Source organism: Neomicrococcus aestuarii (genome assembly GCF_014201135.1).
GTDB classification, from domain to species: domain Bacteria; phylum Actinomycetota; class Actinomycetes; order Actinomycetales; family Micrococcaceae; genus Neomicrococcus; species Neomicrococcus aestuarii.
In genome coordinates, this window is sequence record NZ_JACHDR010000001.1 from 1,086,697 (window position 1) to 1,111,204 (window position 24,508).

Sequence of the window (24,508 nt, forward strand, 5' to 3'; positions counted from 1 at the left end):
TTAAGCGTTCGCCAGCTCGGCGGCCTTGTCGGCGCCCTCGTCCATGCTGAATGCTTGGGTGACGAGCGGGTGGTTGGCGTCAGAGAGAATCTTGCGGCCTTCTTCAACGTTGTTGCCGTCGAGGCGAACAACAAGAGGCTTGGTTGCCTTCTCGCCGAGGATTTCGAGAGCCTTGACGATGCCGTTGGCGACGGCGTCACATGCGGTGATGCCGCCGAAGACGTTCACGAACACGCTCTTGACCTGTGCGTCGTTCAAGATGATGTCGAGGCCGTTAGCCATGACCTCTGCGGAAGCGCCGCCTCCGATGTCGAGGAAGTTTGCTGGCTTCACGTTGCCGTGGTTTTCGCCAGCGTAAGCAACGACGTCGAGGGTGGACATGACGAGGCCTGCACCGTTACCGATGATGCCTACTTCGCCGTCCAGCTTGACGTAGTTGAGGTCCAGTTCCTTGGCGCGAAGCTCGATTGGATCGGCTGCAGCCTTGTCTTCGAGGGCTGCGTGGCCTTCGTGACGGAATTCAGCGTTGTCATCGAGGGAGACCTTGCCGTCGAGAGCAACGATGTCGCCTGCGCCGGTCTTCACGAGTGGGTTGACCTCAACGAGGGTTGCGTCTTCGTTCTTGAAGACACCCCAGAGCTTGACGATGACGTCTGCAACCTTGCTGCGCAGCTCTTCAGGGAAGTTAGCCTGCTCAACGATTTCAGCGGCCTTGGCTGCGTCGATGCCCACTGCTGGGTCAACGGCTACCTTGGCGAGAGCCTCGGGGCGCTCAACGGCGAGCTGTTCAATCTCCATGCCGCCTTCAACGGAGCACATGGCGAGGTAGTTGCGGTTGGCGCGGTCCAGGAGCACGGAGAAGTAGTATTCCTCGGCGATGTCCGCACCCTGAGCAATCATGACCTTGTTGACCGTGTGGCCCTTGATGTCCATGCCCAAGATATCCAAGGCGTACTGGAACGCCTCGTCTGGAGTCTTCGCTACCTTGACGCCGCCGGCCTTACCGCGGCCGCCAACCTTTACTTGTGCCTTGACCACCACGACGCCGCCGATTTTCTCAGCTGCTGCCTTGGCTTCTTCTGGAGTGTAAGCCACGATCCCAGCAAGCACAGGTACCCCGTGTGCTTCGAAGAGATCGCGTGCCTGGTATTCATACAGGTCCACGTTTGTGTCCTTCTACGTCGAAGTCTGCTGACTCGGTTTTTAGGATGGGACGGACGAGTAGACGCCCGCGCCTCAACAAGACTTTAGTCCCGCCAAGAGGCATACACCCAAAGACTATCGGTCAAGGTGACCAAGCACACAGTTCTACAGTTCGTAGAGATCGCGGCTGATGCGCTACCTTATTTTCCTTAAGTACGACGACGCAGCTCACCAAGTGCCGCAGATCCCGGAAATACTCGGCTTCAGCGGCTAGTTAGTGGCTAGTTTTTGGTGAGCGGTGCGTAGCGCAGCAGCAGTCGCTTTTCGCCGCCATCAAACTTCACCTTCGCCACGGTCTTGTCTCCAGCGCCTTCGAGCGCCACCACGGTTCCCTCACCAAAGCTTGAGTGCGTGACGGAATCGCCGACGACCAACTGGATGATGTCTTTGTTGGCACGCGAGGCTGCGGCGTTTGAACCGCTGCTCGTGGAAGCGGGACCAGTCCGGAGTTCGTGTTCTTCGGGATCTCCAGCCTTGCGTCCAGGTCGCGATGAGCCGAAGGAGGAACCATCGCTGGAGCTACCGTGTGCTCCCCAGTAGGAACCGCGATCGTAGCGGCTCGTGGCGAAGTCTTCGCGCCCATAGCTGTTACGTTCGTAGCCGTCACGTTCGCCGCTGCTGCGTTCGTAGCCGGAGCCGAATCCACCACTGAATCCGCCGCCGAAGCCACCGAAACCGCTAAATCGTGGCGCGCTGGCTTCGCGTTTCCATTCGATGAGATGCTCGGGGATTTCCTCGAGGAACTGACTTGGCGGGTTGCTCTGGCTCTGACCCCACAAGCTGCGTACTTCCGACCGCGTCAAGTAGAGACGTTCGCGAGCGCGCGTGAGACCTACGTAGGCAAGGCGGCGTTCTTCGGCGAGCTCGCCGGCGTCAGTAAAGGCGCGCTGGTGTGGGAAGATTCCGTGTTCCATACCGGTCAGGAACACCACGGGGAATTCGAGGCCCTTGGCGGTGTGCAGCGTCATGAGCGTGACTTGGCCTTCGCGGGCCGCCATCGCGGCGCCCTCATCGTCAATGGGTGCGTCCGGGACTTGATCCGCATCCGCGACGAGAGAGACCTGTTCTAGGAAGTTGCCCAAGCCCAGCTCAGGGTTAGCTGTTTCAAAGTCGCGAACCACCGAAATGAGTTCGGCAAGGTTCTCGGCACGGGAGTCATTTTGCGGGTCCCCGGTGTTTCGAACGGTTGCCCAATACCCGGTCTTTTCAAGGGTTTCATCGAGGGCCACGGCTGGGCCCTTTTGGGCAAGAGTTTCTTTGAGCTCATCCACGAGCTCCACGAATCCCTTGACCGATTTGAGTGAACGGGTAGCGATGCCAGGCGCTTCCTCGGCACGGCGGGCAGCTTCCATGAAGGAAATCCGCTCCCTCGATGCCAGCGCCGCGATGGCACCTTCGGCTCTATCCCCAATGCCGCGCTTAGGTTCGTTAATAATTCTGCGCAAGGAGACGTCGTCGTACTCATTGACAAAAATTCGCAAGTACGCGAGCGCGTCCTTGACCTCTTTGCGGTCGTAGAAGCGGGTGCCGCCCACCACTTTGTACTTCAAGTCCACGCGGACCAGTTGCTCTTCGAGCGCGCGGGACTGCGCGTTGGTGCGGTAGAAAATCGCGACGTCGCCTGGGCGGACATCTTCTTCGTCGTTCAGGCGCAGGATTTCATCGGCGATCCATCGGGCCTCGTCGGACTCTGATTCACCCACATAGCCGGTGATGAGCTCACCGTCGCCCATGGCCGTCCACAGTCGCTTCTCGGGACGGTTAGGGTTGCGCTGGATCACGGCGTTGGCCGCGGAAAGAATGGTCTGGGTGGAGCGGTAGTTTTGTTCAAGCTTGACGGTGCGCGCGTTCGCGTAGTCCTGCTCAAACTCCACGATGTTGCGGATATTAGCGCCGCGGAAGGCGTAGATGGACTGGTCGGAGTCGCCCACCACCGTGAGCTCGCCCGGAGGCGTGACACCTTCGGGCCCGGTGAGTTCGCGCACCAAAGCGTACTGGGCGTGGTTGGTGTCCTGATACTCGTCCACCATCACGTGGCGGAAGCGCCGACGGTAGTTGTCAGTGATCGCCGGGAACGCGCGGAACATGTAGACCGTCTGGCTCAACAAGTCATCGAAGTCCATGGCGTTCGCCTGACGCAACCGGTTCATGTACTCCGGGTACACCTGCGCCACAGCCTGACCGATCATGTCCTTCGGTCCATCCGGCGTGAACTCGTCCGGCGCAATGAGCTCATTCTTGAGGGATGAGATGCGGTGCTGGATGGCCTTGGGCGGGAGCTGCTTGGACTCGATTCCCAGTTCGCGCGTGATGATGGTGATCAGGCGCAAGGAGTCGGCGGAGTCGTAAATCGTGAAGTTAGAGGTCAGGCCAACAGACTCAGCCTCGCGACGCAAAATGCGTACGCACGAGGAGTGGAACGTTGAGATCCACATCTTCTGAGCGTCATCCCCCACGAGCGCTTCGATGCGCTCGCGCATTTCTGCCGCGGCCTTGTTGGTGAAGGTGATAGCAAGAATCTCGTGAGGTCGAGCAACGCCAGTGGCCAGCGCGTAGGCGATGCGGTGGGAGAGGACGCGGGTTTTACCCGATCCTGCACCGGCAATGATGAGCAAGGGCGAGCCGCGGTGCGTGACCGCTTGGGCTTGCTGTTCGTTCAGCCCGTCCAACAAGGATGAGGGCGCAGCTCGGTGCGCTTCGGCGAGACCACCGCCGTGGCGCGGCGTAGCGGTGAAATCGGCATCGGGGAAAGGGTTGAACTGAAAATCCATGGCTCCCCTAGTTTACGGTGGGGCGACGCTCCCGGAGCCGCGCCGCGAGCGCCTGTGGACAATAATGGAGGTATGACCAAGAAATCACGCTCCAACCGCCCCGCTAGCAATCGGGCCGCTTCCGCATCGAGCGCTTCCAATCGTCCGGTGCAACGCGCTAACGGAACAACGCAGTCCCGCGCGCTTCCTGCCACTGCTGAAACCACCGGCCAGAAGAATTCGCCCGGCCTCATTGTGGTGGCCGCTCTTGCCGCGTCTGTGCTGCTCTTTTGGTATTACCACGGCCTCGTGCTGAACCAGATGACGGATCTTTCCGGCGGCATCACCATGCCGGACCAACTCATCCTGGGATACGGGGTGGAACATATTGAAGCTCTTCGCGGAGCCATGAACGCTGACGCCATTGGCCAGCTCAACTACGTCCACAAGACCGCAGGTCTCATGTTCCCGCTCTTCTTTGCACTCGCGTCCGTGCTCGCCATTGGACTCACGGTGCCGCGCGGGTTCTTGCGCTGGGGTTTGTGGGTTCTTCCGCTGGCTTTCGCCGTCATTGACCTGTTGGAGAACAACGCTATTGACGCTTTGTTCACGGGGGCGCTTGATCCAGCTGCCGTAACCGCCGCGTCCATCATGACAGTTGTGCGTTGGGCGCTTCTGTTCCTGAGCTTCGGAGCAATTGTGTTCGCGCTCATCCGCTCCTTCGTCAAGACCTTCAACCAGAAGTGGGAAGAAGCTGGACTCAAGCCAATCGGCCGGGGCTAGGTCAGCTCGGGCTGGCTATTCAGCTCGCGCTGACTCAGCACAGACTGGTTCAGAGCAGACCAGCTCAGCCTGCGGCCACATCACCTGACAGTGGTTCTTCAAGACCACTGCGCTCCCGGTAAGATAGTCCGGGAGATTGCGCCCCTGTAGCTCAGTAGGATAGAGCGACCCTCTCCTAAAGGGTAGGCCGTCGGTTCGATTCCGGCCAGGGGCACCACTGCGTTATGAGACTCCACGGTGACTCTCAAGACCACCCGTATTTTCACGCCATCTCCTGTGCGTATCAGCTGCTTCGAGTGGTCCACTCGAGAATCAACAGCAGCGTAACCAGAAACCCAGACGCGTAATTCAACCAAATGAATCTCCGCCAGGCAGCGTTGGTTGTCGCAGCCGTTTCATCCGTCACGCGCAGGTACGGCGCGCAATTGATGAGATACGGGAGCGCTAAGACTGCAGCGAGCGGTCCGGGCCACGGCGTCGAGAGCATCAGAAGCCCCGCGACGCCCCACATCACCAAAGAGAAGACCACGGTCTTTCGCGCCCCAACGACCGTCGCCACGGACCCGATTCCCGCCTCGCGATCCGGGCCAATATCCTGCACGGCCCCGAAAGCATGTGCTGCAATCCCCCAACAAAAGAAGGACAGCAGAAGAACTGCAACCGAAGCGTCCAGTTGGGCGCCCGCCACCGTCATACCGACCAGAGCGGGACTCACAAAGTGAGTACTGGACGTCAATGAGTCTAGGAACGGACGTTCCTTAAACCGCAAGATGGGCGCGGAATACGCGATGACAGCAAACGTGCTGATCGCAAAGGCCAGTACCGAAAGCGGAGACCCCACCGCAAGGAGAATCACCAAGAACGGCACGTTGCTCCACCAGCACAACCACAACATGGGCTGGTGATAGCTCGGCGGCAAGAGCGCGCCTTCCAACCCGCCCTTGCGCGGGTTGTTGATATCCGATTCGTAATCAAAGACATCGTTGATTCCATACATCGCGAGGTTGTACGGCACCAAGTAATACAGCGTTCCCACCACCAGAATCCAGTCGACCTCCCGCGTGCTCATCAAATAGCCAGCGGCAAAGGGAAACGCCGTATTGATCCAGCTCACCGGACGAGACACCACAAACGCGTGCTTGAGCAACAGTCGCACGCTAATCGCTGGCTGGCTTCGCAAGAAGACCCACAACGCCGGCAGCAAGATGACCATCGCCACGGGATAGGCGAAGTCCTCGATAGGCGCCAACCCCACTCGAATGCCGGAAATGAGTGACTCGCTGTAGGTGAAGAGGTTGGAGGCGATCATGAGGCTGTCGAACACTGCGGTCAGCACCAACAGGGCGGCACTTGCGATCAGCACCGCACCCTCGTTGACTCCGGCTATTCGGACAGTCCCCCTCCATGCAGTGCTTGTTGGGGCAGTGTCTGTCTGTGCACCCCGAGCCTTCATTGAAGCGCGGCGAAGTATCAGCGACAGTCCCACGGCCAGCAAGAGGAACGCCAAGGACAGGAGCGCGTATTTCACAAGTCGCCCCGCTCGCGATAATGCCGCAGCACGCCTTCAGCCCCGGTGTACAGAATCATGGTGCACAGCACCAGAAACATCAGAAAGAAGGGCTCCTCGAGGGGCATCTGTGGGGCGATATCGATCCCCAGCATCGCCTCCGAGGTTCCGCGAATGAAGATCCCACCTGCGATTCCGGCGGCATCCCACAACAAGAGGAACACCGTTCCCGCCACGGCCACCAGCGCCGCGCTCGCAGCATCCCGCCAAAAGAACAACCGGAACCGGTAGTCGATCAACAGCATGGACGTCATCCCGACTAGCAGAGCCCCCAGATACGCAAAGTGACTCACGTGGCCGCGCCTGCGTCGTCGTACTGGTCTGGAGCCACGAACTGTCCTTTGTTGCCCGAATCCGTGCCCGCCTTCCGGCCCGAACCAGACGCATAAGAACCAGTAACGGGAGCGGGAAGCGGACCGGCGGACGTGTCCCCTCGCAGATGTTTGAGAACCAGCTCGGCGCTAATCAGGCACATGGGAACGCCGACGCCCGGCGCCGTGGTGGCGCCCGCGTAGTAGAGATTTTCCACGCGCCGTGACTTGTTTTGAGCGCGGAACATCGCGCTTTGCGAGAGGATGTGGGACGGTCCCAGCATGCCGCCTTTCCACGAGTTGTAGTCGTTCGCGAAGTCCGCGGGGCCAATGGTTTGCCGGACCACAATGCGTTCCTTGAGGTCGGGAATGTGCGCCCACGAGGCAATCTGGTCGATCGCAGCATCGGCCGCACGCTCCAGCACGTCGTCACCTGCACCATTACGTCCTCCCGCGCCGAGCTGCGGATCCGCGGGGATGGGCACCAGGACGAAGAGATTCTCGTGTCCGCTCGGCGCGACCGTGGGGTCGCTTGCGCTCGGTTTGCAGACATAGATAGAGGCTGGGTTGGGGATCCGAGTCTCGCGGCCAAAAATAGCGTCGAAGTTGCTGTCCCAATCCTTCGTAAAGAACAGGGTGTGGTGTTCGAGTTGCGGCAAGGCACCCTCAACCCCTAGCAGGACTAAAACTGCGCCCGGACCACTCTGCTTGCTGCGCCACCACCGCTCGGGGTAACTGCGAGCGCGGTACGGCAAGAGTTGGGTTTCTGTGTGGTGCAGATCCGCAGCGGATACGACGACGCCTGCTTGCGTAAAGTGCTCCGCTCCGTCCGTATCCCTCCAGTGGACACCGTTGACTGAAGCGTGTTGGGGTTGCTTTCCGCTACGGTTCTCCAGCCCAATCTGGGTGACGGTGGCTCTCGTGGTGATGGTGACGCCAGCCTCAACGGCGAGCGCCTCAAGCCTGCGCACGAGTTGCCAGAACCCGCCGCGCGGATAGAAGACGCCTTCATCAAGATCCATCGAGCTCATCAAGTGGTACATGGCTGGCGCTTGCTGAGGCTCTGTCCCTAGAAACACCGCGGGGTATCCCAAGATCTGGCGAAGCAACGGATCCTTGAACCGCCTCGCCACGAAGTGTTCCAGGGAGGTTCCTAACAGTTGGACCAGCCGCGGCAAGGAAACTAAGACCTCTCGCGAGGCAAGGTTCTTCCAGCTTTGGAAGGTGTTGTACAGGAAGTACCGCTCTGCCATGTGGGACGTTTTGCGAGCGGACTTCACGTAGCGTTCGAGCCTCTTTCCGCTGCCGGCTTCTCGTTCTTCGAAGACTCGACATACCTGGTTCAAACCATAGGGAACGGTCAGGTGCGTGGCGGGATGGTGTCCTACAGAATGAGGCTCTGCATGCTGGCGCTCTTCTGGCTCCGCGTAAACCTTGTATCCGGGGTCGAGCGTCATCAAATCCAGTTGCTCTCGCGCAGTCGTTCCGATCATCTGGAAGTAGTGCTCAAAAACCTCTGGCATGAGGTACCACGAGGGGCCGGTATCAAACCGGAAGCCCTGAATGTTCAGCGTTCCGGCCCGCCCGCCCAGGCGGTCATTACGTTCTAAGAGCTCTACCTCATAGCCCTCGTGCGCCAGCAAAGTGGCTGAGGCTAGACCTGCGATACCGCCGCCAATGACTACAACCTTCTTCAAGCCGCACTCCCCCATCTGGTGTCGAGCGTGGATTGCAGGACCAGCCACGCTTTCAACGGCGCGTGCACGCGCACACGCCGACGCATGAGCTCTTGGGCGGGAGTCGCAGCAAGCTTGTCCGTGAGAGTAGAGAACAGACGCAAGGCGCAGGCCACTGCTGTACGTGCATCCTGTGGCAAGAGCGGCAATGCGGAGCGAGCGTCCTGAAGCTGGGCCCTGATGACCGTGATCCATTCATTCTTTTGCGCCTCCGTCAGGTGAATGTCCGCACCCAAATAGCTGCGACCCAAGCGTGCGGCGTCGTCCTTGAGGTCTCGCAAGAAATTCACATTCTGGAACGCGGCACCCAATTGCCGTGCACCGTGCTCCAGCATTTCCAGTGACTCCGGGCGGACGGCCTCGTGACGAAGGAAAATGCGCAAGCACATCAGCCCAACCACCTCCGCAGATCCGAACACGTACCGGGCATGCTCCGAAGCGTCAAAGACGTGAAGTTTTGGCGAGGCCTCACTCGGGAGTCCCTCGGCGATGGGGATCTCGTTCAGGTCAGCGCGCATAGAATCGAAGAAGGGCGTGATCAGCTCGCTGGTGATCCCTGATTCACGAGCGGTACAAGCGAAGGCGTGAACTACCGGATTGCTCGAATACCCCACGGCGATCGCCTCTTTGGTCTCGGCTTCAAGCGCACCGAGGGCACTCTGCTGCTCCGCCAGCGAGAACGCGGCTTCGGCTGTCACGCCGTCTACCAGCTCATCTGCAACCCGAACCAGAGCGTAGACGTTACGCACGTGCTGACGATGACGGGGTCCCAACAGCCGCGTAGCTATACCAAAAGAGGTGGAGTAGGCGGCGATGATCTGAGATGCTGCCCGCTCTGATGCTTGGGTGTAACGGCGCAACGCCTCGTTGCCTGAGCCAGAGTTTGTGACAGTGGCTAGATCCTTCACGTTGCTCTCCCCTCGAGAGAAGCTGCAAGGTCCACGATGCAGCGCGCCAAAGACGGGCTACTCGCGGCAAGCCTGGAGGAAGCAGATGTGACGACTCGTTCAAAGAGCTCCGAGATCATTGTCCTAACGAACTCCTCTGCCCCGCATTCGCGAAGAAGTGAACTCAAAAGCTCACCGTCTGAGCCCTTGAAGTCGTCCGCCCCAAACCGTTGCTGGATGGCTGGCCACGCGTTCGTGGTGCGCGCAAAAGCGATAAGCGGAGTTTCCTTCCCCTCACGAAAATCCGAGTACGCGTCTTTACCGTGGACGAACTCGTCACCGAAAGCTGACAAAATGTCATCCTGGAGCTGAAAAGCCACGCCTAAGTCCCTGCCAATGGATGCGAGGGTTGCTTCAATGTCGATGGATGCGCCGGCCAAAATGGCGGCAGCTCGCAAGGGAAACTCAAACGTATAGGTCGCCGTTTTGAGGCGAGTCATCTCGAGCGTTGCCTCAAGAGCGGGATCCAGCACACCGTCACTAAGACCAACATCTTTCAGTTCACCGACGCAAGATTCGGTGACCGTGTGTTCAACAAGATCCAGCAAACGTAGCCGGGCTGATCGTGGAAGATCTGCGGTTGCAAAGACATGATGGGCGGAGGAGAGCATGAGGTCTCCCACCAGCAGGCCAACGCTGCGCACAAAATGTACGTCTTTGCTCTGGTTCTGGACGGGGTTTTCCGTCTCACCGAGGGTCTCCATCCCACGAGGTTCTTCCATCTCTTTCAAGAGAGAACCCATGAGATTGGGCTTGCCACGCCGCGTGAGGTCTTCGTCGATCAAGTCATCATGAATGACGAAGGCATAGTGCAAAAGCTCTATACCGGCCGCGATCTCCAGAGCAGCGTCCCGCCGAACCTCAGCCCGTGAGCTCGTTGATGGTTCTTTCAACCATCGAATTCCATCCTGGTCTGGTGTCAGCGCATCGAAAACTTCCATGAGCAATCGCGGCCGCAGGAGCTTGCCGCCAGTCAGACAGGAGTTCGCCAGGTCCCAGATATGGGAAAACTGCGGTCCGTACGCCGTGGAACGGTTCCGGCCGCGAAGCATGATCCTCTGAAGGACGGCATCAATTTCAGCCGTGTAGTGCGGGTAAGTACTTCGATCCGCGGCGACATCAACCACGACTACCGCCTCCGCTCGGTTCCAGTTGGGAAAGGAACGCAGGAAGCTGTGTCCTCATCCACGGGCTGAACGCGAACGGCGCATTCTCCGCTGCGAGCGCCACCCGCTGCGGATTCGACCACTCCCATTCGAGAACTTCTTCAGCGCGGGGTTGTAGCCTGCCATCGCTGGTCGCGCAGAACACAGGGCAGAGCTCGTTCTCCACGATGCCAGACGCGTCCACGGCCCTATAGCTGAAATCGGGAAGAATCAATCGAAGAGAGCTCAGTGATGCACCGAGTTCATAGTCCGCCCTTCGACGCACTGCGTCGGCAAGGTCCTCGCCGGGTTGAGGGTGGCCGCAAAAGCTGTTGGTCCACACGCCCGGCCACGTCATCTTTCCTAACGCTCGCCGCGTAATCAGCAAGTCACCGTGGTCGTTGAAGAGGTACACGGAGAATGCCAAGTGCAATGGCGTGCTGGTTGAGTGGACGGTCAACTTATCTTCGACCCCAACGTACGCGCCGTTTTCGTCAACCAGAACCACTTGTTCGCTCGCACCCATGGCTCCCTAACCCTTCTAAACTATCGTTGAGAATATTTTAAACTTGATTGTATAGCACACCTTGGGATATTTTATATAAGGGAGGTAAACAATTTATGGTTGAGCTATGAAAGAAGTTGGATCGACTACCGGCACAGATCACATCGCCCAAAATCTCTATATCGTGGGAAAAGGAGCGGGATCTAGCGACGTCGTCAATGCAGAAGGCGTTTCAGAAGAAGCGCGAAGTGAAATAAGCACTCTGATGAATGCCCTCGCGAACCTCAGAGAAGCGGAGTTGCGAGTCTCGGAAGCGTCGAGTCGATTCATGAAGCTCAGCAATCAGGACATGCGAGCGCTTCACTACCTGATTACGGCGAAACGACAAGGTGAACTGGTCACCCCAGGAATGATTTCAGCTCATCTTCGAATTTCTGCTGCGTCCACCACCAAACTGTTGAATCGGTTGGAACGCGACCACCACATCATTCGATTGCTGCACCCCACTGATCGTCGAGCCTTCCGCATTGAAATCACCGAAGAGACGGAAGCCTCGGCGAAGCAGACTGTTGGCAAGCTCCAATCCAGGCGCTTTCATGCAGCAGCCCGCCTGACAAGCTCTGAGCGGGAGACCGTCACCCGCTTTATCCGAGATATGACCGAGGAAATTTCCCTCAAGAACGCCCCGTGGTCCCACGAGTCACAGCCTGAGTGACCGAATGCGCTGACGGGCAACCGGCCGGCACCTCCAACGAGTGCCAGCAGAAAAGGAAGCAACATGCCGTCAGACATTCACCCCGAATCGCCTAACCACGCCGACACCGGACTCTCGAACCCCAAATCCGAAGACCAACTCCTTGCAAGCCCCCGCGGCACAGAGCCGCAGTTGCGCGCGCAGCCTCGAGAATCCGGAGAAATGCCGCGAGTTCTTGTCCTCGGTGCCACCGGTTATGTTGGCGGCCGGTTGGTCCCCCGCCTTCTCGCGAGCGGGTATCGGGTCCGCGTAGTAGCTCGCTCCGTTGAGAGAGTCAAGGCGCTGCCATGGAGCAAGAACGTTGAAATCATTCACGGGGATGCCCTAGACCGCTCCACGATTCAGCGAGCAACAGACGACGTCGACGTGGTCTACTTCCTGATCCACTCCATGAGTAGCAAGGGCTCTTTCCAAGCTTTCGATCAGTCCATTGCCGAGAATGTTGCCTCGTGCGCCCGGCAGGCCGGCGTCCAAAGAATCGTGTACCTTGGCGGATTGCACCCCAACGATTTAAAGCTTTCACCGCACCTTGCGTCCCGCACCGAAGTGGGCGAGATCCTCCTAGGTTCCGGGGTGCCCACCGTGGTGCTCCAAGCGGGCGTGATTATTGGATCCGGCTCCGCTTCCTTCGAGATGATCCGTCACCTCACCGAAGTGTTGCCCTATATGCCGGCGCCGAAGTGGGTGCTGAACCGCATTCAGCCCATCGCCGTGCGGGACGTCTTGTATTACCTCTTGGCGGCAGCCCGCTTGCCATCCTCAGTCAACCAAGCTTTCGATGTGGGAGGACCGGACGTCCTTCGCTATAGCGACATGATGAACGGTTACGCGGCCGAGGCTGGTCTCCCCCAGCGTGTCATCGCCGCGCTTCCTGTCCTCACGCCTCGCCTCGCTTCACATTGGGTGGGTCTTGTTACTCCGGTGCCGCGAAAGATCGCCCGGCCGCTAGTGGAATCGCTTCAGCATGAGTGCGTGGTCAAAAATAGGGAGATCGACGACGCCGTCCCGATTCCCGAGGGCGGGCTCACGTCCTACCGGGATTCTGTGAAGCTCGCACTCGGCAGGATTGCCGTAGATGATGTCGAGACCAGCTGGGTGGACGCACGGATCGCCAACGCGCCGAGCGACCCACTTCCTAGCGATCCCGAATGGGCCGGACGCACCGTCTTCGTGGCGAACAATGAGAAGCTCTCCACCGCGAGCACTGCCGAGGTGTGGAAGGTCATCACGCAAATCGGCGGACGCACCGGATGGTATTCGGCCTCATTCTTGTGGAGTGTTCGCGGTTTCATTGACCGGGTGGCGGGCGGCGTGGGACTGCGCCGCGGTCGACGATCCATGAAGGTCCTCAGCGAAGGCGACGCCCTCGACGTGTGGCGAGTAGAGCGTATGGACCCCGGGAAGCTCCTGCGCCTTCGGGCTGAGATGCTGCTCCCGGGGGACGCATGGCTGGAGCTCGGCGTTGAGCCGCACTCGGACGGATCCCGCTACTGGCAACGCGCCATTTTCTTCCCGAGGGGCCTCACGGGAAGGCTGTACTGGGCGTCCATGCTGCCATTCCATGGCGTGATCTTTAAACGAATGGCGCACCGAATCACCACCATCGCTGAGGATGCACAGGGCTAGCGGGAGCACGGCGATACGACACAATGGTCACGTGGATGATCTGTTCGTACCGCCGGCACCCGGTGCACCTCACGGCTTGCGTATACCCGCAAGCGAGCTTGTAGAACAGTTCTCCCGCTCCTCCGGGCCGGGTGGCCAGGGCGTCAACACCACAGACTCCCGGGTGCAGCTCAGCTTGGATTTGGCGACCACCACGGCGCTGAACGAGACCCAACGTAATCGAGTTGTCGACCAACTGGCAGACAGGAGCGCGGGCACGGTGCTCACCATCAGCGCGTCCGAGCATCGTTCGCAACGAATGAATCGCACCGCCGCACGACAACGGTTGATCGCGCTCTTGCGCGAGGCCGTGGCTCCCCCGATCATTCGCCGAGCGAGCCGTCCCACAAACGGTTCGCGGCGTCGTCGTCTTCAAGCGAAGCGCTTGCGCTCTGAAACCAAAAGCTACCGGCGGCGTCCTGCGTCCGACTAGTTGGCGCCATGGTGACTAGGCTGGATGTATGGCCACAGTCATTCTTGTGCGGCATGGTCGCACCACCGCAAATGCCACCGGAATTTTGGCCGGCCGGGCAGAAGGCGTCAGCTTGGATCAAGTGGGTCAAGATCAGGCCGCTCAGTCGGCGGATCGGCTCGCGAGCGTCCCCCTGGCTAGCGTTGTCACGAGCCCGCTCGAACGCTGCCAACAGACCTCCCAATACATTCTGGATCGGCAAACAGAAGCGCTCGCCCCACTCATAGAAGCGGATCTCACCGAGTGCGATTACGGCCAGTGGCAGGGACGTCCGCTCAGTGAGCTCGCCACCGAAGCACTGTGGCCTGTCGTGCAATCGCAACCATCCGCCGTCGTCTTCCCTGGCGGTGAAGCCATGGCCGCCATGCAGGCACGGGCCGTGGCAGCAATGCGGCGCCACGATGCCGCGATTGAAGCCCAGCACGGACCGGGAGCCGTGTGGGTCGCGGTGAGCCACGGAGACATCATCAAATCCATCCTCGCCGACGCGTTCGGAATGCACCTTGACCTGTTCCAGAGGATCAACGTGGGCCCGGCATCGATTTCCATCGTCAATTACGGCGCCAGCAGGCCCAGCGTTTTGGCCACCAATACGGAGGCCGGCGACCTCTCATGGCTTGCCGGAGGATTGAAATCCGCGGACGCCCCCGTCGGCGGCGGAGCGGGCAACACCAGCAACGATGTAACGCCACAAACGACGTGAAGCACGGGAGACTAAAGTACAGATATGCCTACACTTGTTCACGATTTTGACTGGCCGGATCGGTTCGTCGTCGGCACCATTGGTGAGCCGGGAGCGCGCACGTTCTATCTTCAAGCGCGCGCAGGCGCCAAGCTCACGAGCTTCGTCATGGAGAAACAACAGTCCGCGGAACTGGCTAACAAGATCGACGAAGTCCTCGACGATCTCATTGAAATTGCTGGCAACCCTTACAGCGTTCCCACCAGCATCCCCGTTGAGCTCGTGGATAACGAGCCACTGGAACCGGTTGAGGAGCAATTTCGTATTGGCATCATGAGCCTGGGCTGGGACCCCAGTAGCGCTCAGATCATCATCGAGGCTTACCCCATTGTGGAGGTGGACCCCGAGGACGAAAGCAGCCTAGAAAAGTCCTTCGAGGAGCCTTCGGAAGTACTTCGCGTGCGGATACCGGTAGGCGCGGCGCGCGCGTTTGCCAAGCGCACTCGCGAAGTCGTGGGCGCAGGCCGTCCGCTCTGCCCGCTGTGCGGTTTCCCCATGGATCCCAGCGGACACATCTGCGGCACCCCCGAGGTCTAATGCCAGCCACGGATCTTGAGACCGCCGAACTGACGCTTACCGGCAAGATTACCACCGCATCCAACGCCACGTTCGTGGGCAACATCGGTGACGTGAGCGTGGTCTATAAGCCCATCGCTGGGGAAAGTCCGTTGTGGGATTTCCCGGGCGCCGTATTGGCGCACCGCGAGGTGGCTGCGTATCTGGTGTCTCAGGCGTTTGGCGGCGATTTGGTGCCTCAGACGTGGTTACGCGACGGTCCGCTGGGCGAAGGTATGGTGCAGCTCTGGCAGGACGAGGATCCGGCCCAATCCGCTGTGGATCTTGTTGCCGTGGATGAGGTGCCGGAGAGCGGTTGGCGCGAGGTCTTGAAGGGTCAAGATGAGAGCGGGCGCTTGGTGGCCTTGGTGCACGAGGATTCGCAAACGCTCCGCCGCACGGCTGTCTTCGATGTGATCGTCAATAACGCCGACCGCAAGGGCAACCACATCCTTGAGATGCCTGGCGGGCACCGCTACGGGGTAGATCACGGCCTCACCTTCCACCCGGAGCACAAACTGCGCACGGTCCTGTGGGGTTGGATGGGTGATTTCCTGAGCGATGAGGAGCACGACGCCGTAGCTCGCGTCAGCGAGGGACTGGACGGCGAGTTGGGGCAACAGTTGGCAGAATTGCTGACCGCTGAAGAAATCGCGGCCCTTGCGGCACGCTGTGAGCGCTTAAGTTCAGTGAAGAGGTTTCCAGCGCCCAGGGGTGACATGCCCGCGGTGCCATGGCCGCTGTTCTAGCGTCTCCTGCAGTTTTTCTCGCAAGCCCCAACCGAGGTTGCCTGACGGCGGAACGCAAGCTGCGTCGTCGTACTAATAAAATGCCGCCAGAGTGCCCGCAGGGTACGACTCCATCTCGCGTCCCCAACAGCCACTCTGGCGGCTCCATTGACTAAGTCCCCCGGAAAAAGCAAGCCGTTCTCCCGCTGCAATAGCTGGGCCCTAAGCATCCTTCCCACCGCAGCGGGCAAGCAATCTCCGCCAAGCCAATACATATATCTAAAAGCACTGGATAGACCGAAGTCAACCATCGTGGCCAAAATGTTACATTTCTTCCCTCATATAACAGGGGAGATTTTTCCTACCGGCCGACAATAAGTTAAAACGTTATATTTAAGGGTTCTTTGAGGCTGACATAGCAATGGCCTATAGTGTCCGTTTTGAACGTGGACACTGTAGGCCATTAACCGCAGAGCGATTCGGCTACCGCAAGAGCAGCGAGCTAGCCCGCGGAGAAATATGCGAATCCAGAATCAGGCACGCTCCACCCATGGCGCCCACCGAGGTGCCAAGGGCCGTGTTCTGCACGGTGACTGCATGCGATCCTGCGCCCAAGAAGTGGCGGTTAATCACTGCCGCCACTGGCTCCAGCACGAATTCTGAGACGTCGTTCCAGGTATGGCCGCCAACAAAGACCGTATTAAGATCCATGACGGAGACCAGGGTTCCCAAAGCGGAACCCAGACGCTCGGCCACCATCAAGATGATCTTCTTCGCCGCTTCGTCACCCTCGCGGGCAATCTCAGCGAGTCGACCAAGTGCCGCGTTGGGATCTGCGGCGATATCTTCTTCGCTCATTCCCAAGTCCACTCCGTCTTCCTTGGCCAAGCCAAGCAAGAACGTGCGGTCAAGGGTGCTCGCGACGCAATCAGAACGGCCACAAACGCCACATTCGACGCCGGTCTCGCCCACCACAAAGTGGCCGATCTCGCCGGCGTTGCCGCTGACGCCGTGAACTACCTGGCCGTCAATGACCATGCCCACGCCAATTCCTGAACCGACGTAGGTGAAGATGAAGTTGTGGTGACCCTGACCGCCGCCGATCCACTGTTCGGCGATGGTCATGGCAACGGTGTCTTTCGCGAGCGTTACCGGCATGCGCAAAGACTTAGAGAGCGGTCCTACCAGCTCAATACCCTTCCACCCGTTCAGGAGTGGCGGATTGATCAAGCGACCGTTTTCTACGTCAATAGGGCCAGGGGCAGCAATGCCCACGCCTACATAATTTGCGCGCTTGTGGCGATTCGAGCGAATCAGCACGTTCACGGCATCCGTGATCTCGCGAATAATCTCGTTCTGAGATCCCACGGGAATAGGGCGTGATTCTTCCGCGACCTTCTCGCCTGCGAGATTGACCGCTACAAGAGTCATCACTCCGGGATCAAGGTGGATACCCACTCCGAGGAGTCGGTTATTTTCCAGCTGAAGTACTGTCCGGGGCTTGCCCGGTCCGTTAATGATGGTGCGATCTTCGCGAACCATTCCATCGTCGAGCAGTCGGCGCACGACGTTTGAAACAGTCTGTGGTGAAAGCTTCGTTTCCTCCGCCAATTCGACTCGGCTAATTCCCTCGGGGGCGAGTCGAATACCTTCCAAAATTACGGCTTGGTTGTAGTCTCCGAGACGTTCCAGATTACTACCGCGTTGCATTAGGTCCTCCTGTTGAGTACGTCATCTGACGCGCAGCGCGTGACTGAACACAACCCCCAAAACTTGCGGTGTCACACTTTTATTCAGTCTAAAACGAAAATCCATAGTTTTCGCTAATCAATGCCGTGAGAATTGCGTTTCGTGCAATTCTGCGTAGCGGCCCTTTAGCTCGAGAAGCTCGTAATGGTTACCTTGTTCGATTATTTCGCCATCTTCAACCACCAAAATGCTGTCCGCATCTCGAATTGTCGACAACCGGTGGGCGATGATAATCGCAGTTCGACCCTGAAGCGCTTCGGCCAGAGCGGCCTGAACTGCCGCCTCATTCGTGGAGTCCAGCGCGGCTGTGGCTTCGTCGAGAATCACAATGCGCGGTGCCTGCAACAGCAATCGCGCAATCGTCATTCGCTGGCGCTCGCCACCGGAGAGACGGTAGCCGCGCTCGCCCACCACGGTGTCCAGTCCGTCCGGCATCGCCCGGACCAACGGCTCCAGCCGGGCGCGTCGCAACGCGTCCCACACCTCGTCTTCACTGGCCTCAGGCGCAGCAAGCAACAAGTTATTACGAATTGTGTCGTGGAACATGTGGCCGTCTTGCGTGACCATGCCTATGGAAGAGCGCATGGACGCGAACGTCGCATCCTTTACGTTCATCTCCCCTAGTTCAATGCTTCCCGCCTCCACGTCGTAGAGCCGTGACACGAGCTGCGCGATGGTGGACTTGCCGGCACCGCTAGACCCCACCAGCGCCGTCGTACTGCCTGCAGGAACCGTAAAGGAAATCCCCTTCAGCACTGTCGCTGACTGCCGCGAATCCAACACGGCGACATCCTCAAGAGAGGCCAAGGAGACCTGATCCGCGCTGGGGTAGGCGAAGCTGACGTCCTTGACCGCAACGGACAGAGGTCCTGCGGGCAACGGGCGAGCATCCGGCTTTTCAACGATCATGGGCTTCAAGTCCATGATCTCGAAAACGCGATCAAAGCTCACGAGCGCGCTCATGATTTCCACGCGCGCGTTCGCAAGTCCGGTGAGTGGCGCGTAGAGGCGCGTCAAGAGCATCGCGAGCGTCACCACGTCGCCTGCCGCGAGTTCCCCGCGCAGCGCGTACACGCCGCCAAGGCCATAGACGAGGGCGAGTGCGAGAGCTGCCACCAGCGTCAGAGCGGTCACGAATACGAACTGCCTCATGGCGGTCTTCACGCCAATATCGCGCACGCTCGCGGCGCGGCGAGAGAACTCTTGGGACTCAAAATCGGGGCGACCAAACAGCTTTACCAGCGTGGCGCCGGGAGCGGAGAAGCGCTCGGTCATCTGGGTGCCCATGGTGGCGTTGTATTCGGCGGCTTCGCGGCGCAAGCGCGCGAGCGAACGGCCCATACGCCGCGCAGGCATCAAGAACACCGGCAACAAAATGACCGCGAGCACGGTGACTTGCCAGGACGTGGAGAGCATGACGATCAGCGTGAGGACGAGGGCCACGATGTTGCTGACCACGCCAGAGAGCGTTCCAGCGAACGCGGCCTGCGCACCGATCACGTCATTGTTCAAGCGGGAGACCAGCGCGCCCGTTCGAGTGCGGCTGAAGAAGGCGATGGGCATCTTTTGCACATGGTCAAAGACTTGCGTGCGCAGATCGAAAATCACGCCTTCGCCCAGATTCGCGGACAGCCAGCGATTCACGAGCCCAATCGCGGCATCCGCGAGCGCAATCACCGCAATGATCACGGCGAGGAATACGACGACGCTGCTCGGCTCCCCTGCCACAATTGCGTCGATCACGCGGCCAGCAAGCACCGGGGTTGCCACGGCGAGCGCGGCTCCGATCACGGAGACGATGACGAACGCGGTCAGTTTGCCTTTGTAGCGGCTTGCGAACTCGAGAACACGTCGTGGTGTCCCCGGGCGGTAGGAGGATTTTTCTGCGGCCATCGACATTCGCCAGAGCGAACCGTGGGCGGCGCCTTCCATGCTCACAACAGTTACCGAGCCTTTCTGCTCTCCAGAGAGATTCTCTGGTCACGAGAGCACACCTGCGAATGCAAAAGCGCCCACACAAAAGTGCGGGCGCTTTTGTCTTTCTTCAATTATCCCCGTCAGAGTAGTTCGTTCCGGACGATTTAGCCGACTGGAGAATTCGAGTAGCTAGTGGCTAGCGAGCCGCGGCGCGGGACTCGTCGTAGCGCTTGTCAGCGTCCTGCTCGTGCGGGATAAACCGAACCGTCATGGCCTTGAAGCCCGGGGTGTTCGATTCGCGGGCCACGAGTTCACGGTGTACCAGTGCGTTCGCCTCCGGGAAGTACGCTGCCGCACATCCCTTCGCGGTGGGGTATGACACCAGACGGAACTTGTTGGCGCGACGCTCTTCACCCTTGAACGTGGAGATCACGTCCACCATGTCACGGTCCTTGAAGCCCAACGCCTCAATGTCTTCCGGGTGTACCAGCAGCACGCGACGGCCGTTGGAGATGCCGCGGTAGCGGTCGTCCAATCCGTAGAACGTGGTGTTGTACTGGTCGTGGCTTCGCATGGTCTGAAGGATCAGGTGTCCTTCTGGTGCGCTCAGGTATTCGAGTGGGCTCACGGTGAAGCGAGCCTTACCGATGTCCGTTGCGAAGGAGCGGGTGTCACGCGGCGGGTTAGGCAGCACGAAGCCGTTCTTTTGGCGCACGCGCAGGTTGAAGTCTTCGAATCCTGGAACAACGCGGGAGATGTGATCGCGAATGACGTCGTAATCCTCGGCCATGGCCTTCCAGTCCACCACGTGATCCTCCCCGAAGGTGGCGGTGGCCATGCGAGCGATGATGACGGGTTCGGCCAACAAGTGCTCAGAGACAGGCTTGAGGCGTCCCTGAGTGGAGTGGATGACGGACATGGAGTCTTCCACGGACAAGAATTGCGGCCCGTTGGGGTGCTTGTCGTCGCGGTCCGTGCGGCCAAGCGTCGGCAAGATGATGGACGTCTTGCCGTGCACTACGTGGGAGCGGTTGGGCTTGGTGGAGATGTGCACCGTGAGTCCGGCGCGGCGCATGCCGGCTTCGAGAGCTTCCGTATCCGCGTTGGCCAGCGCAAAGTTGCCGCCCATGGAGACGAAGACGTCGACCTCATCCTTTTCGAAGCTCTCGAGAGCTTCGGTGGAGTCCACGCCGAATTCGCGCGGCGAGGTGATCTTAAATTCTCTATCGATGGCCTCAAGCATGGCTTCGGTGGGCTTTTCCCAAATGCCCATAGTGCGGTCGCCCTGCACGTTGGAGTGTCCGCGGACCGGGCACGCACCAGCGCCGGGCTTGCCGAAGTTGCCCTGCATGAGCAAGATGTTGATGATTTCGCGCAAGGTAGGAACGGAGTGTGGCTGCTGCGTCAGTCCCAGAGCCCAGCAGATGATGGTGGCTTTGGACTTCGCCAACAAGTTAGCGATCGTGGAGATTTCCAGACGGGAGAGCCCCGTGGCTTCTTCCGTAGCGTCCCAGTCGATCTCCGCGCGAGCGGCAAGATATTCGTCAAAGCCAACGGTCTGAGCATCCACAAACGCCCGATCCACAATGGATCCCGGGTTGCGGGCTTCCTCTTGCAAGAGCAAGTAACCGAACGCTTGGAAGAGGGCCAAGTCGCCGCCCACTTTGATCTGCAAGAAGTGATCGGAGATGGTGGTGCCATCGCCCACCACACCCTCGACGGACTGAGGGTCCTTGAACGCCATCAGGCCAGCTTCGGGAAGCGGGTTCACGGCCACCACTACTGCGCCCTTCTTGCGGGCGTCCGCGAGCGCGGAGAGCATGCGCGGGTGGTTGGTGCCAGGGTTCTGGCCCACCACGAAGATCAGTTCTGCGTGCTCGAAGTCATCGAGGGAGACAGTGCCCTTGCCGATGCCCACGGTGGGGCGCATGGCCGATCCCGAGGATTCGTGGCACATGTTGGAGCAGTCTGGAAGGTTGTTGGTACCCAGGGAGCGCGCGAACAGCTGGTACATGAACGCGGTCTCGTTTGCGGTACGTCCCGAGGTGTAGAACACGCAGCGGTCCGGGGTGGTGTGGTTGATGTGTTCACCGATGGTCGCGAACGCTTCGTTCCACGAGATCGGCGAATAGTGGGTGTCGCCTTCGCGAATGATCATGGGGTGGGTGATTCGACCCTGATTGCCCAACCAGTACTCGGTCTTGTCTTCAAGATCAGCGATCGAGTGCTGTGCCCACCACTCTGGAGTGACTACGCGGGTGGTGTTTTCTTCAGCAACCGCCTTGGCTCCGTTTTCACAGAACTCGGCGGGCTTACGGGCACCCGTAATGGATTCTGGCCACGCACAACCGGGGCAGTCGAAGCCGCCGCGCTGGTTGATGCGAGCGAGGGAACGAACCGTACGCGTCACGCCGGCGGCACTCAATCCACGTTCCAAGGCTACGGTGACCGCTTTGACTCCTGCGGCGCTGGTCTTCGGGGCGCCAACTTTGAGCTGGTCCTCGTTAATATCTTGAATCGGAGCTGGTTTGCTCAGCGACATTTCACAACCTCTTTATGTGAGCGCATCGATCGTTGTGGGCACGACAATGCGATGGACACCCGTATATACGTTCACCGTACTAGTTCTGCTGAAACCTGCAAGCGTTAGTTGCGCCCGCTCGGCGAGCTCCACCGCCAAGGACGATGGGGCGCTCACGGCTGACAATACGGGAATTCCGGCCATCCATGCCTTCTGGACCAGCTCAAATGACGCCCGCCCGGAGACTTGAAGAATGGTTCCGGAGAGCGGAAGTTTGCCTTCCCGCAACGCCCAGCCCACCACCTTATCCACCGCATTATGACGTCCTACATCTTCACGCAGACAGAGCAGCTCCCCGTCGGCGGTGAAGAGACCGGCTGCGTGAACGCCACCAGTTTTGGAGAACAGGGCTTGGGATTCGCGCAGGGTGTCCGGCAGCTTGAGCAGGGTGTCGAGCTTCACCGTCATGGTGTCGCCGCTGAGGTCGTAACCTCCGGATTTCTCGACCGCTTCAATGGATGCCGTGCCGCAGATACCGCAGCTTGAGCTCGTGTAGACGTGACGTTCCATGGTTAGGTCCGGTGGAACAGCGCCAGCGCCAAGTCCGGCTTCCACCACGTTGAAGGTCTGCTGACCGTTCTCATCCTCGCCGGCACAGAACCTCATGCTGGTGAGTTGATCGGCGGCCCGTATGACGCCCTCGGACACCAAGAACCCGGCAACCAGGTCAAAATCGTGGCCCGGGGTGCGCATGGTGACGCTAAACGACTTATGTCCAAGCCGAATTTCTAGCGGCTCTTCCATGGCCATGGTCTCCTCTTTCTCGCGCGAGAAGACCTGACCGTCGGGACCAAGTCCAAGACGGGTGATGCGCTTTCGGGACGTTAGTCGGCCCACAATATTCCTCCCATAGGTTGAGGATGACGACGACGCAAGCTCACCACGGGAGCTCCAACCAGCGGACACTGTCCCCCGGTTCGGTTCCTTCTGGTGGAATGACCATGACGCCGTCTGCGTCGCCGAGACCGCGCAACATGGCGGGCCCGGTGTGTTCTCTTGAGATAACTCTGAGTTCGTGGTGGCTGTTCCCTGCAGTGTCGTCAGTGCTCAGTCCTGCTGGGACTAGTCGCACTCGTCCGGGCAATGCGGTGAAGCGCTCCCCCACGCGGATCTGGCGGGGTTCGGTAAAGGAGCGCGCTAGAACACCATCCAAGAGCGGCTGCAGGATGGTGAGGGCAGCCATGAACGCCGCCAGCGGGTTACCCGGCAGACCCACAATGACGCGATCGTCGGGAAGCTGCGCCAAGAACGCGGGATGTCCGGGCCGCATGGCGACCGAAGGAACCAGAATGCGAGCGCCCAGGTCCTCAGCGGCCTTCCGCAAAAAGTCGTGGTCCGAGTGCCCTGTCCCGCCCGTGGAGAGGATGATCTGAGCGTCAGTCGTTTCGATGGCCCTGAGCGTCGATGCTAGATCGTCCCCGATGCGCTGCACAAAGGGTGTGGCCTCGGCGGCGCCCCACGCGGTCAACACCGGTGGGAGGAACTCAGAGAAGCTATCGCGCACTTGTCCCGGAAGCGGCACGCCGGACGTCACCACTTCGCGGCCGCTCAATACCAGCCCCACCGGCGGCGAAATAACCACGTGCACGTCGTCCCAGCCGCTCGCGGCAATGACGGCGAGCCGTGGCGGTGTCAGGACGGTACCGGCAGCCAACAGCACGTCGCCAGCCTTCGCTTCGCGCTCTGCCGGGCGAATATCGGCGCCCCAGCGTGGCTCCGGAGCCGAGAGCACGCCGTCGTACTCCGAAGCAGCCTCGGAACGGACCACAGCCGTGCAACCGTGCGGCAGCGCGCCGCCGGTAAGAATGACGCGGGCCTGATGATCGCCCAGCGTGTCGCTGGCCGCGTGGGGCTCGTCCTGCGCGGCACGGGGCTGGATCCGCCACGGTCCCGAGCCAGCCACCGCCCACCCATCCATTGCGGAGGACGCGTAATGCGGAATTCCTTGGAGCGCGGTCACGTCCCGTGCAAGCGTGCGGCCCGAAGCTCTAGAGAGTGGAACCAGTTCCTCGTGCGGAATCCGCTCGCGCACCAGGGTGCCGAGCTCGTAAGCGAGGAGTCGCGCGGTTTCCCACGCCACATCGTGGATCATGCAGTTTCGCTGCGGCTCTTGATGATGGAGCGCGCGTGCTTCACGGCGGAGGAAATTGCGTTATCCACGGTGGTCTGCCCGGAGGCCGCGGCCATTCCGGCGGCAAGACCCACCACGAACGTGGTCAAGGGTGCAGCGGGGCGAATCACTTGGTGGGCGGCGACGCCGGCCAGGCCCAACAACGCATCAATGTCCAGGTCCACGTCTTCGAGTTCAAACCGGTCCAAGAGTTCGCGGGACCATTCGCGAAGCACGCGGTCCTTCTGCTCCTGAGTCAGCTCCGGCGAAGTATTTTCCATGTGTCCT

21 protein-coding genes and 1 tRNA gene are annotated in these 24,508 nt (G+C 59.9%); 8 read left to right on the forward strand and 14 right to left on the reverse strand.

What is annotated here, in order from left to right; all coding sequences use genetic code 11:
- The gene (sucC, locus tag HD598_RS04820; protein ID WP_183664198.1) at positions 1–1,164 is read right to left on the reverse strand and encodes an ADP-forming succinate--CoA ligase subunit beta; all 1,164 of its coding nucleotides are present in this window, start codon (positions 1,162–1,164) and stop codon (positions 1–3) included.
- A gap of 260 nt (positions 1,165–1,424) precedes the next feature.
- On the reverse strand, positions 1,425–3,974 hold the full coding sequence (locus tag HD598_RS04825) for a UvrD-helicase domain-containing protein (protein ID WP_183664200.1): 2,550 nt from the start codon (positions 3,972–3,974) through the stop codon (positions 1,425–1,427).
- A gap of 72 nt (positions 3,975–4,046) precedes the next feature.
- On the opposite strand from HD598_RS04825, the gene HD598_RS04830 reads away from it, so the two are divergent.
- Together HD598_RS04830 and HD598_RS04835 are read left to right on the forward strand one after the other, a co-directional pair.
- Entirely contained in the window at positions 4,047–4,736 is a 690-nt protein-coding gene (locus tag HD598_RS04830; RefSeq protein ID WP_183664202.1) for a hypothetical protein, read from the forward strand.
- Positions 4,737–4,876: 140 nt separating this feature from the next.
- Positions 4,877–4,953 (forward strand) — tRNA-Arg (locus HD598_RS04835).
- Positions 4,954–5,019: 66 nt separating this feature from the next.
- On the opposite strand, the gene HD598_RS04840 is transcribed toward HD598_RS04835, so the two are convergent.
- Genes HD598_RS04840 through idi form a run of 6 tightly spaced genes read right to left on the reverse strand, consistent with a single transcriptional unit; the run spans position 5,020 to position 10,968 of the window.
- On the reverse strand, positions 5,020–6,264 hold the full coding sequence (locus HD598_RS04840) for a prenyltransferase (RefSeq protein ID WP_311538951.1): 1,245 nt from the start codon (positions 6,262–6,264) through the stop codon (positions 5,020–5,022).
- On the reverse strand, positions 6,261–6,596 hold the full coding sequence (locus tag HD598_RS04845; RefSeq protein WP_071894079.1) for a lycopene cyclase domain-containing protein: 336 nt from the start codon (positions 6,594–6,596) through the stop codon (positions 6,261–6,263). Before HD598_RS04845 ends, HD598_RS04840 begins: the two co-directional genes overlap by 4 nt.
- Complete coding sequence (gene crtI, locus HD598_RS04850; protein WP_183664204.1) at positions 6,593–8,311, reverse strand: phytoene desaturase family protein; 1,719 nt, start codon at positions 8,309–8,311, stop codon at positions 6,593–6,595. The genes HD598_RS04845 and crtI overlap by 4 nt, the downstream gene beginning before the upstream one ends.
- A complete protein-coding gene (locus tag HD598_RS04855) occupies positions 8,308–9,258 on the reverse strand; it encodes a phytoene/squalene synthase family protein (RefSeq protein WP_311538952.1) in 951 nt (316 codons plus the stop codon). Before HD598_RS04855 ends, crtI begins: the two co-directional genes overlap by 4 nt.
- Positions 9,255–10,424: a polyprenyl synthetase family protein gene (locus HD598_RS04860; protein ID WP_311538953.1), complete on the reverse strand. Its 1,170-nt coding sequence runs from the start codon at positions 10,422–10,424 to the stop codon at positions 9,255–9,257. The genes HD598_RS04855 and HD598_RS04860 overlap by 4 nt, the downstream gene beginning before the upstream one ends.
- Positions 10,417–10,968, reverse strand: a complete 552-nt coding sequence (idi, locus tag HD598_RS04865) for an isopentenyl-diphosphate Delta-isomerase (protein WP_183664206.1) — start codon at positions 10,966–10,968, stop codon at positions 10,417–10,419. The genes HD598_RS04860 and idi overlap by 8 nt, the downstream gene beginning before the upstream one ends.
- Positions 10,969–11,275: 307 nt before the next feature.
- Here idi and HD598_RS04870 point away from each other — a divergent pair, with 307 nt between their 5' ends.
- The 6 genes from HD598_RS04870 to HD598_RS04895 all read left to right on the forward strand — a co-directional run bounded on the left by HD598_RS04870 (position 11,276) and on the right by HD598_RS04895 (position 15,884).
- The gene (locus HD598_RS04870) at positions 11,276–11,662 is read left to right on the forward strand and encodes a MarR family winged helix-turn-helix transcriptional regulator (protein ID WP_260170494.1); all 387 of its coding nucleotides are present in this window, start codon (positions 11,276–11,278) and stop codon (positions 11,660–11,662) included.
- A 201-nt stretch (positions 11,663–11,863) separates the two neighbouring features.
- Positions 11,864–13,327, forward strand: coding sequence for an SDR family oxidoreductase (locus tag HD598_RS04875; protein ID WP_260170651.1), 1,464 nt, complete (start codon positions 11,864–11,866; stop codon positions 13,325–13,327).
- Positions 13,328–13,358: 31 nt separating this feature from the next.
- A complete protein-coding gene (gene arfB, locus HD598_RS04880) occupies positions 13,359–13,799 on the forward strand; it encodes an alternative ribosome rescue aminoacyl-tRNA hydrolase ArfB (protein WP_071894085.1) in 441 nt (146 codons plus the stop codon).
- Between the two features lie 28 nt (positions 13,800–13,827).
- Positions 13,828–14,541, forward strand: coding sequence for an MSMEG_4193 family putative phosphomutase (locus HD598_RS04885; RefSeq protein ID WP_183664213.1), 714 nt, complete (start codon positions 13,828–13,830; stop codon positions 14,539–14,541).
- 24 nt (positions 14,542–14,565) lie between these two features.
- Positions 14,566–15,117 (forward strand): DUF3090 domain-containing protein, encoded by a 552-nt coding sequence (locus HD598_RS04890; RefSeq protein ID WP_183664215.1) that lies wholly within the window; start codon positions 14,566–14,568, stop codon positions 15,115–15,117.
- Complete coding sequence (locus HD598_RS04895; protein ID WP_183664217.1) at positions 15,117–15,884, forward strand: SCO1664 family protein; 768 nt, start codon at positions 15,117–15,119, stop codon at positions 15,882–15,884. Before HD598_RS04890 ends, HD598_RS04895 begins: the two co-directional genes overlap by 1 nt.
- 462 nt (positions 15,885–16,346) lie before the next feature.
- On the opposite strand, the gene HD598_RS04900 is transcribed toward HD598_RS04895, so the two are convergent.
- From HD598_RS04900 to HD598_RS04925, 6 genes are all read right to left on the reverse strand, one after another.
- On the reverse strand, positions 16,347–17,573 hold the full coding sequence (locus tag HD598_RS04900; RefSeq protein WP_183664219.1) for an ROK family transcriptional regulator: 1,227 nt from the start codon (positions 17,571–17,573) through the stop codon (positions 16,347–16,349).
- A 117-nt stretch (positions 17,574–17,690) separates the two neighbouring features.
- Positions 17,691–19,550 carry an ABC transporter ATP-binding protein gene (locus tag HD598_RS04905; protein ID WP_071894090.1) on the reverse strand — a complete coding sequence of 620 codons (1,860 nt, stop codon included), beginning with the start codon at positions 19,548–19,550 and terminating at the stop codon, positions 17,691–17,693.
- A 175-nt stretch (positions 19,551–19,725) separates the two neighbouring features.
- A complete protein-coding gene (locus HD598_RS04910; protein ID WP_183664221.1) occupies positions 19,726–22,071 on the reverse strand; it encodes an FdhF/YdeP family oxidoreductase in 2,346 nt (781 codons plus the stop codon).
- A 12-nt stretch (positions 22,072–22,083) separates the two neighbouring features.
- Positions 22,084–22,947 carry a formate dehydrogenase accessory sulfurtransferase FdhD gene (gene fdhD / locus HD598_RS04915; protein ID WP_183664223.1) on the reverse strand — a complete coding sequence of 288 codons (864 nt, stop codon included), beginning with the start codon at positions 22,945–22,947 and terminating at the stop codon, positions 22,084–22,086.
- 40 nt (positions 22,948–22,987) lie between these two features.
- Entirely contained in the window at positions 22,988–24,202 is a 1,215-nt protein-coding gene (locus tag HD598_RS04920) for a molybdopterin molybdotransferase MoeA (protein ID WP_183664225.1), read from the reverse strand.
- Positions 24,199–24,501, reverse strand: coding sequence for a DUF6457 domain-containing protein (locus HD598_RS04925; protein WP_183664227.1), 303 nt, complete (start codon positions 24,499–24,501; stop codon positions 24,199–24,201). Before HD598_RS04925 ends, HD598_RS04920 begins: the two co-directional genes overlap by 4 nt.
- Positions 24,502–24,508: the final 7 nt, after the last annotated feature.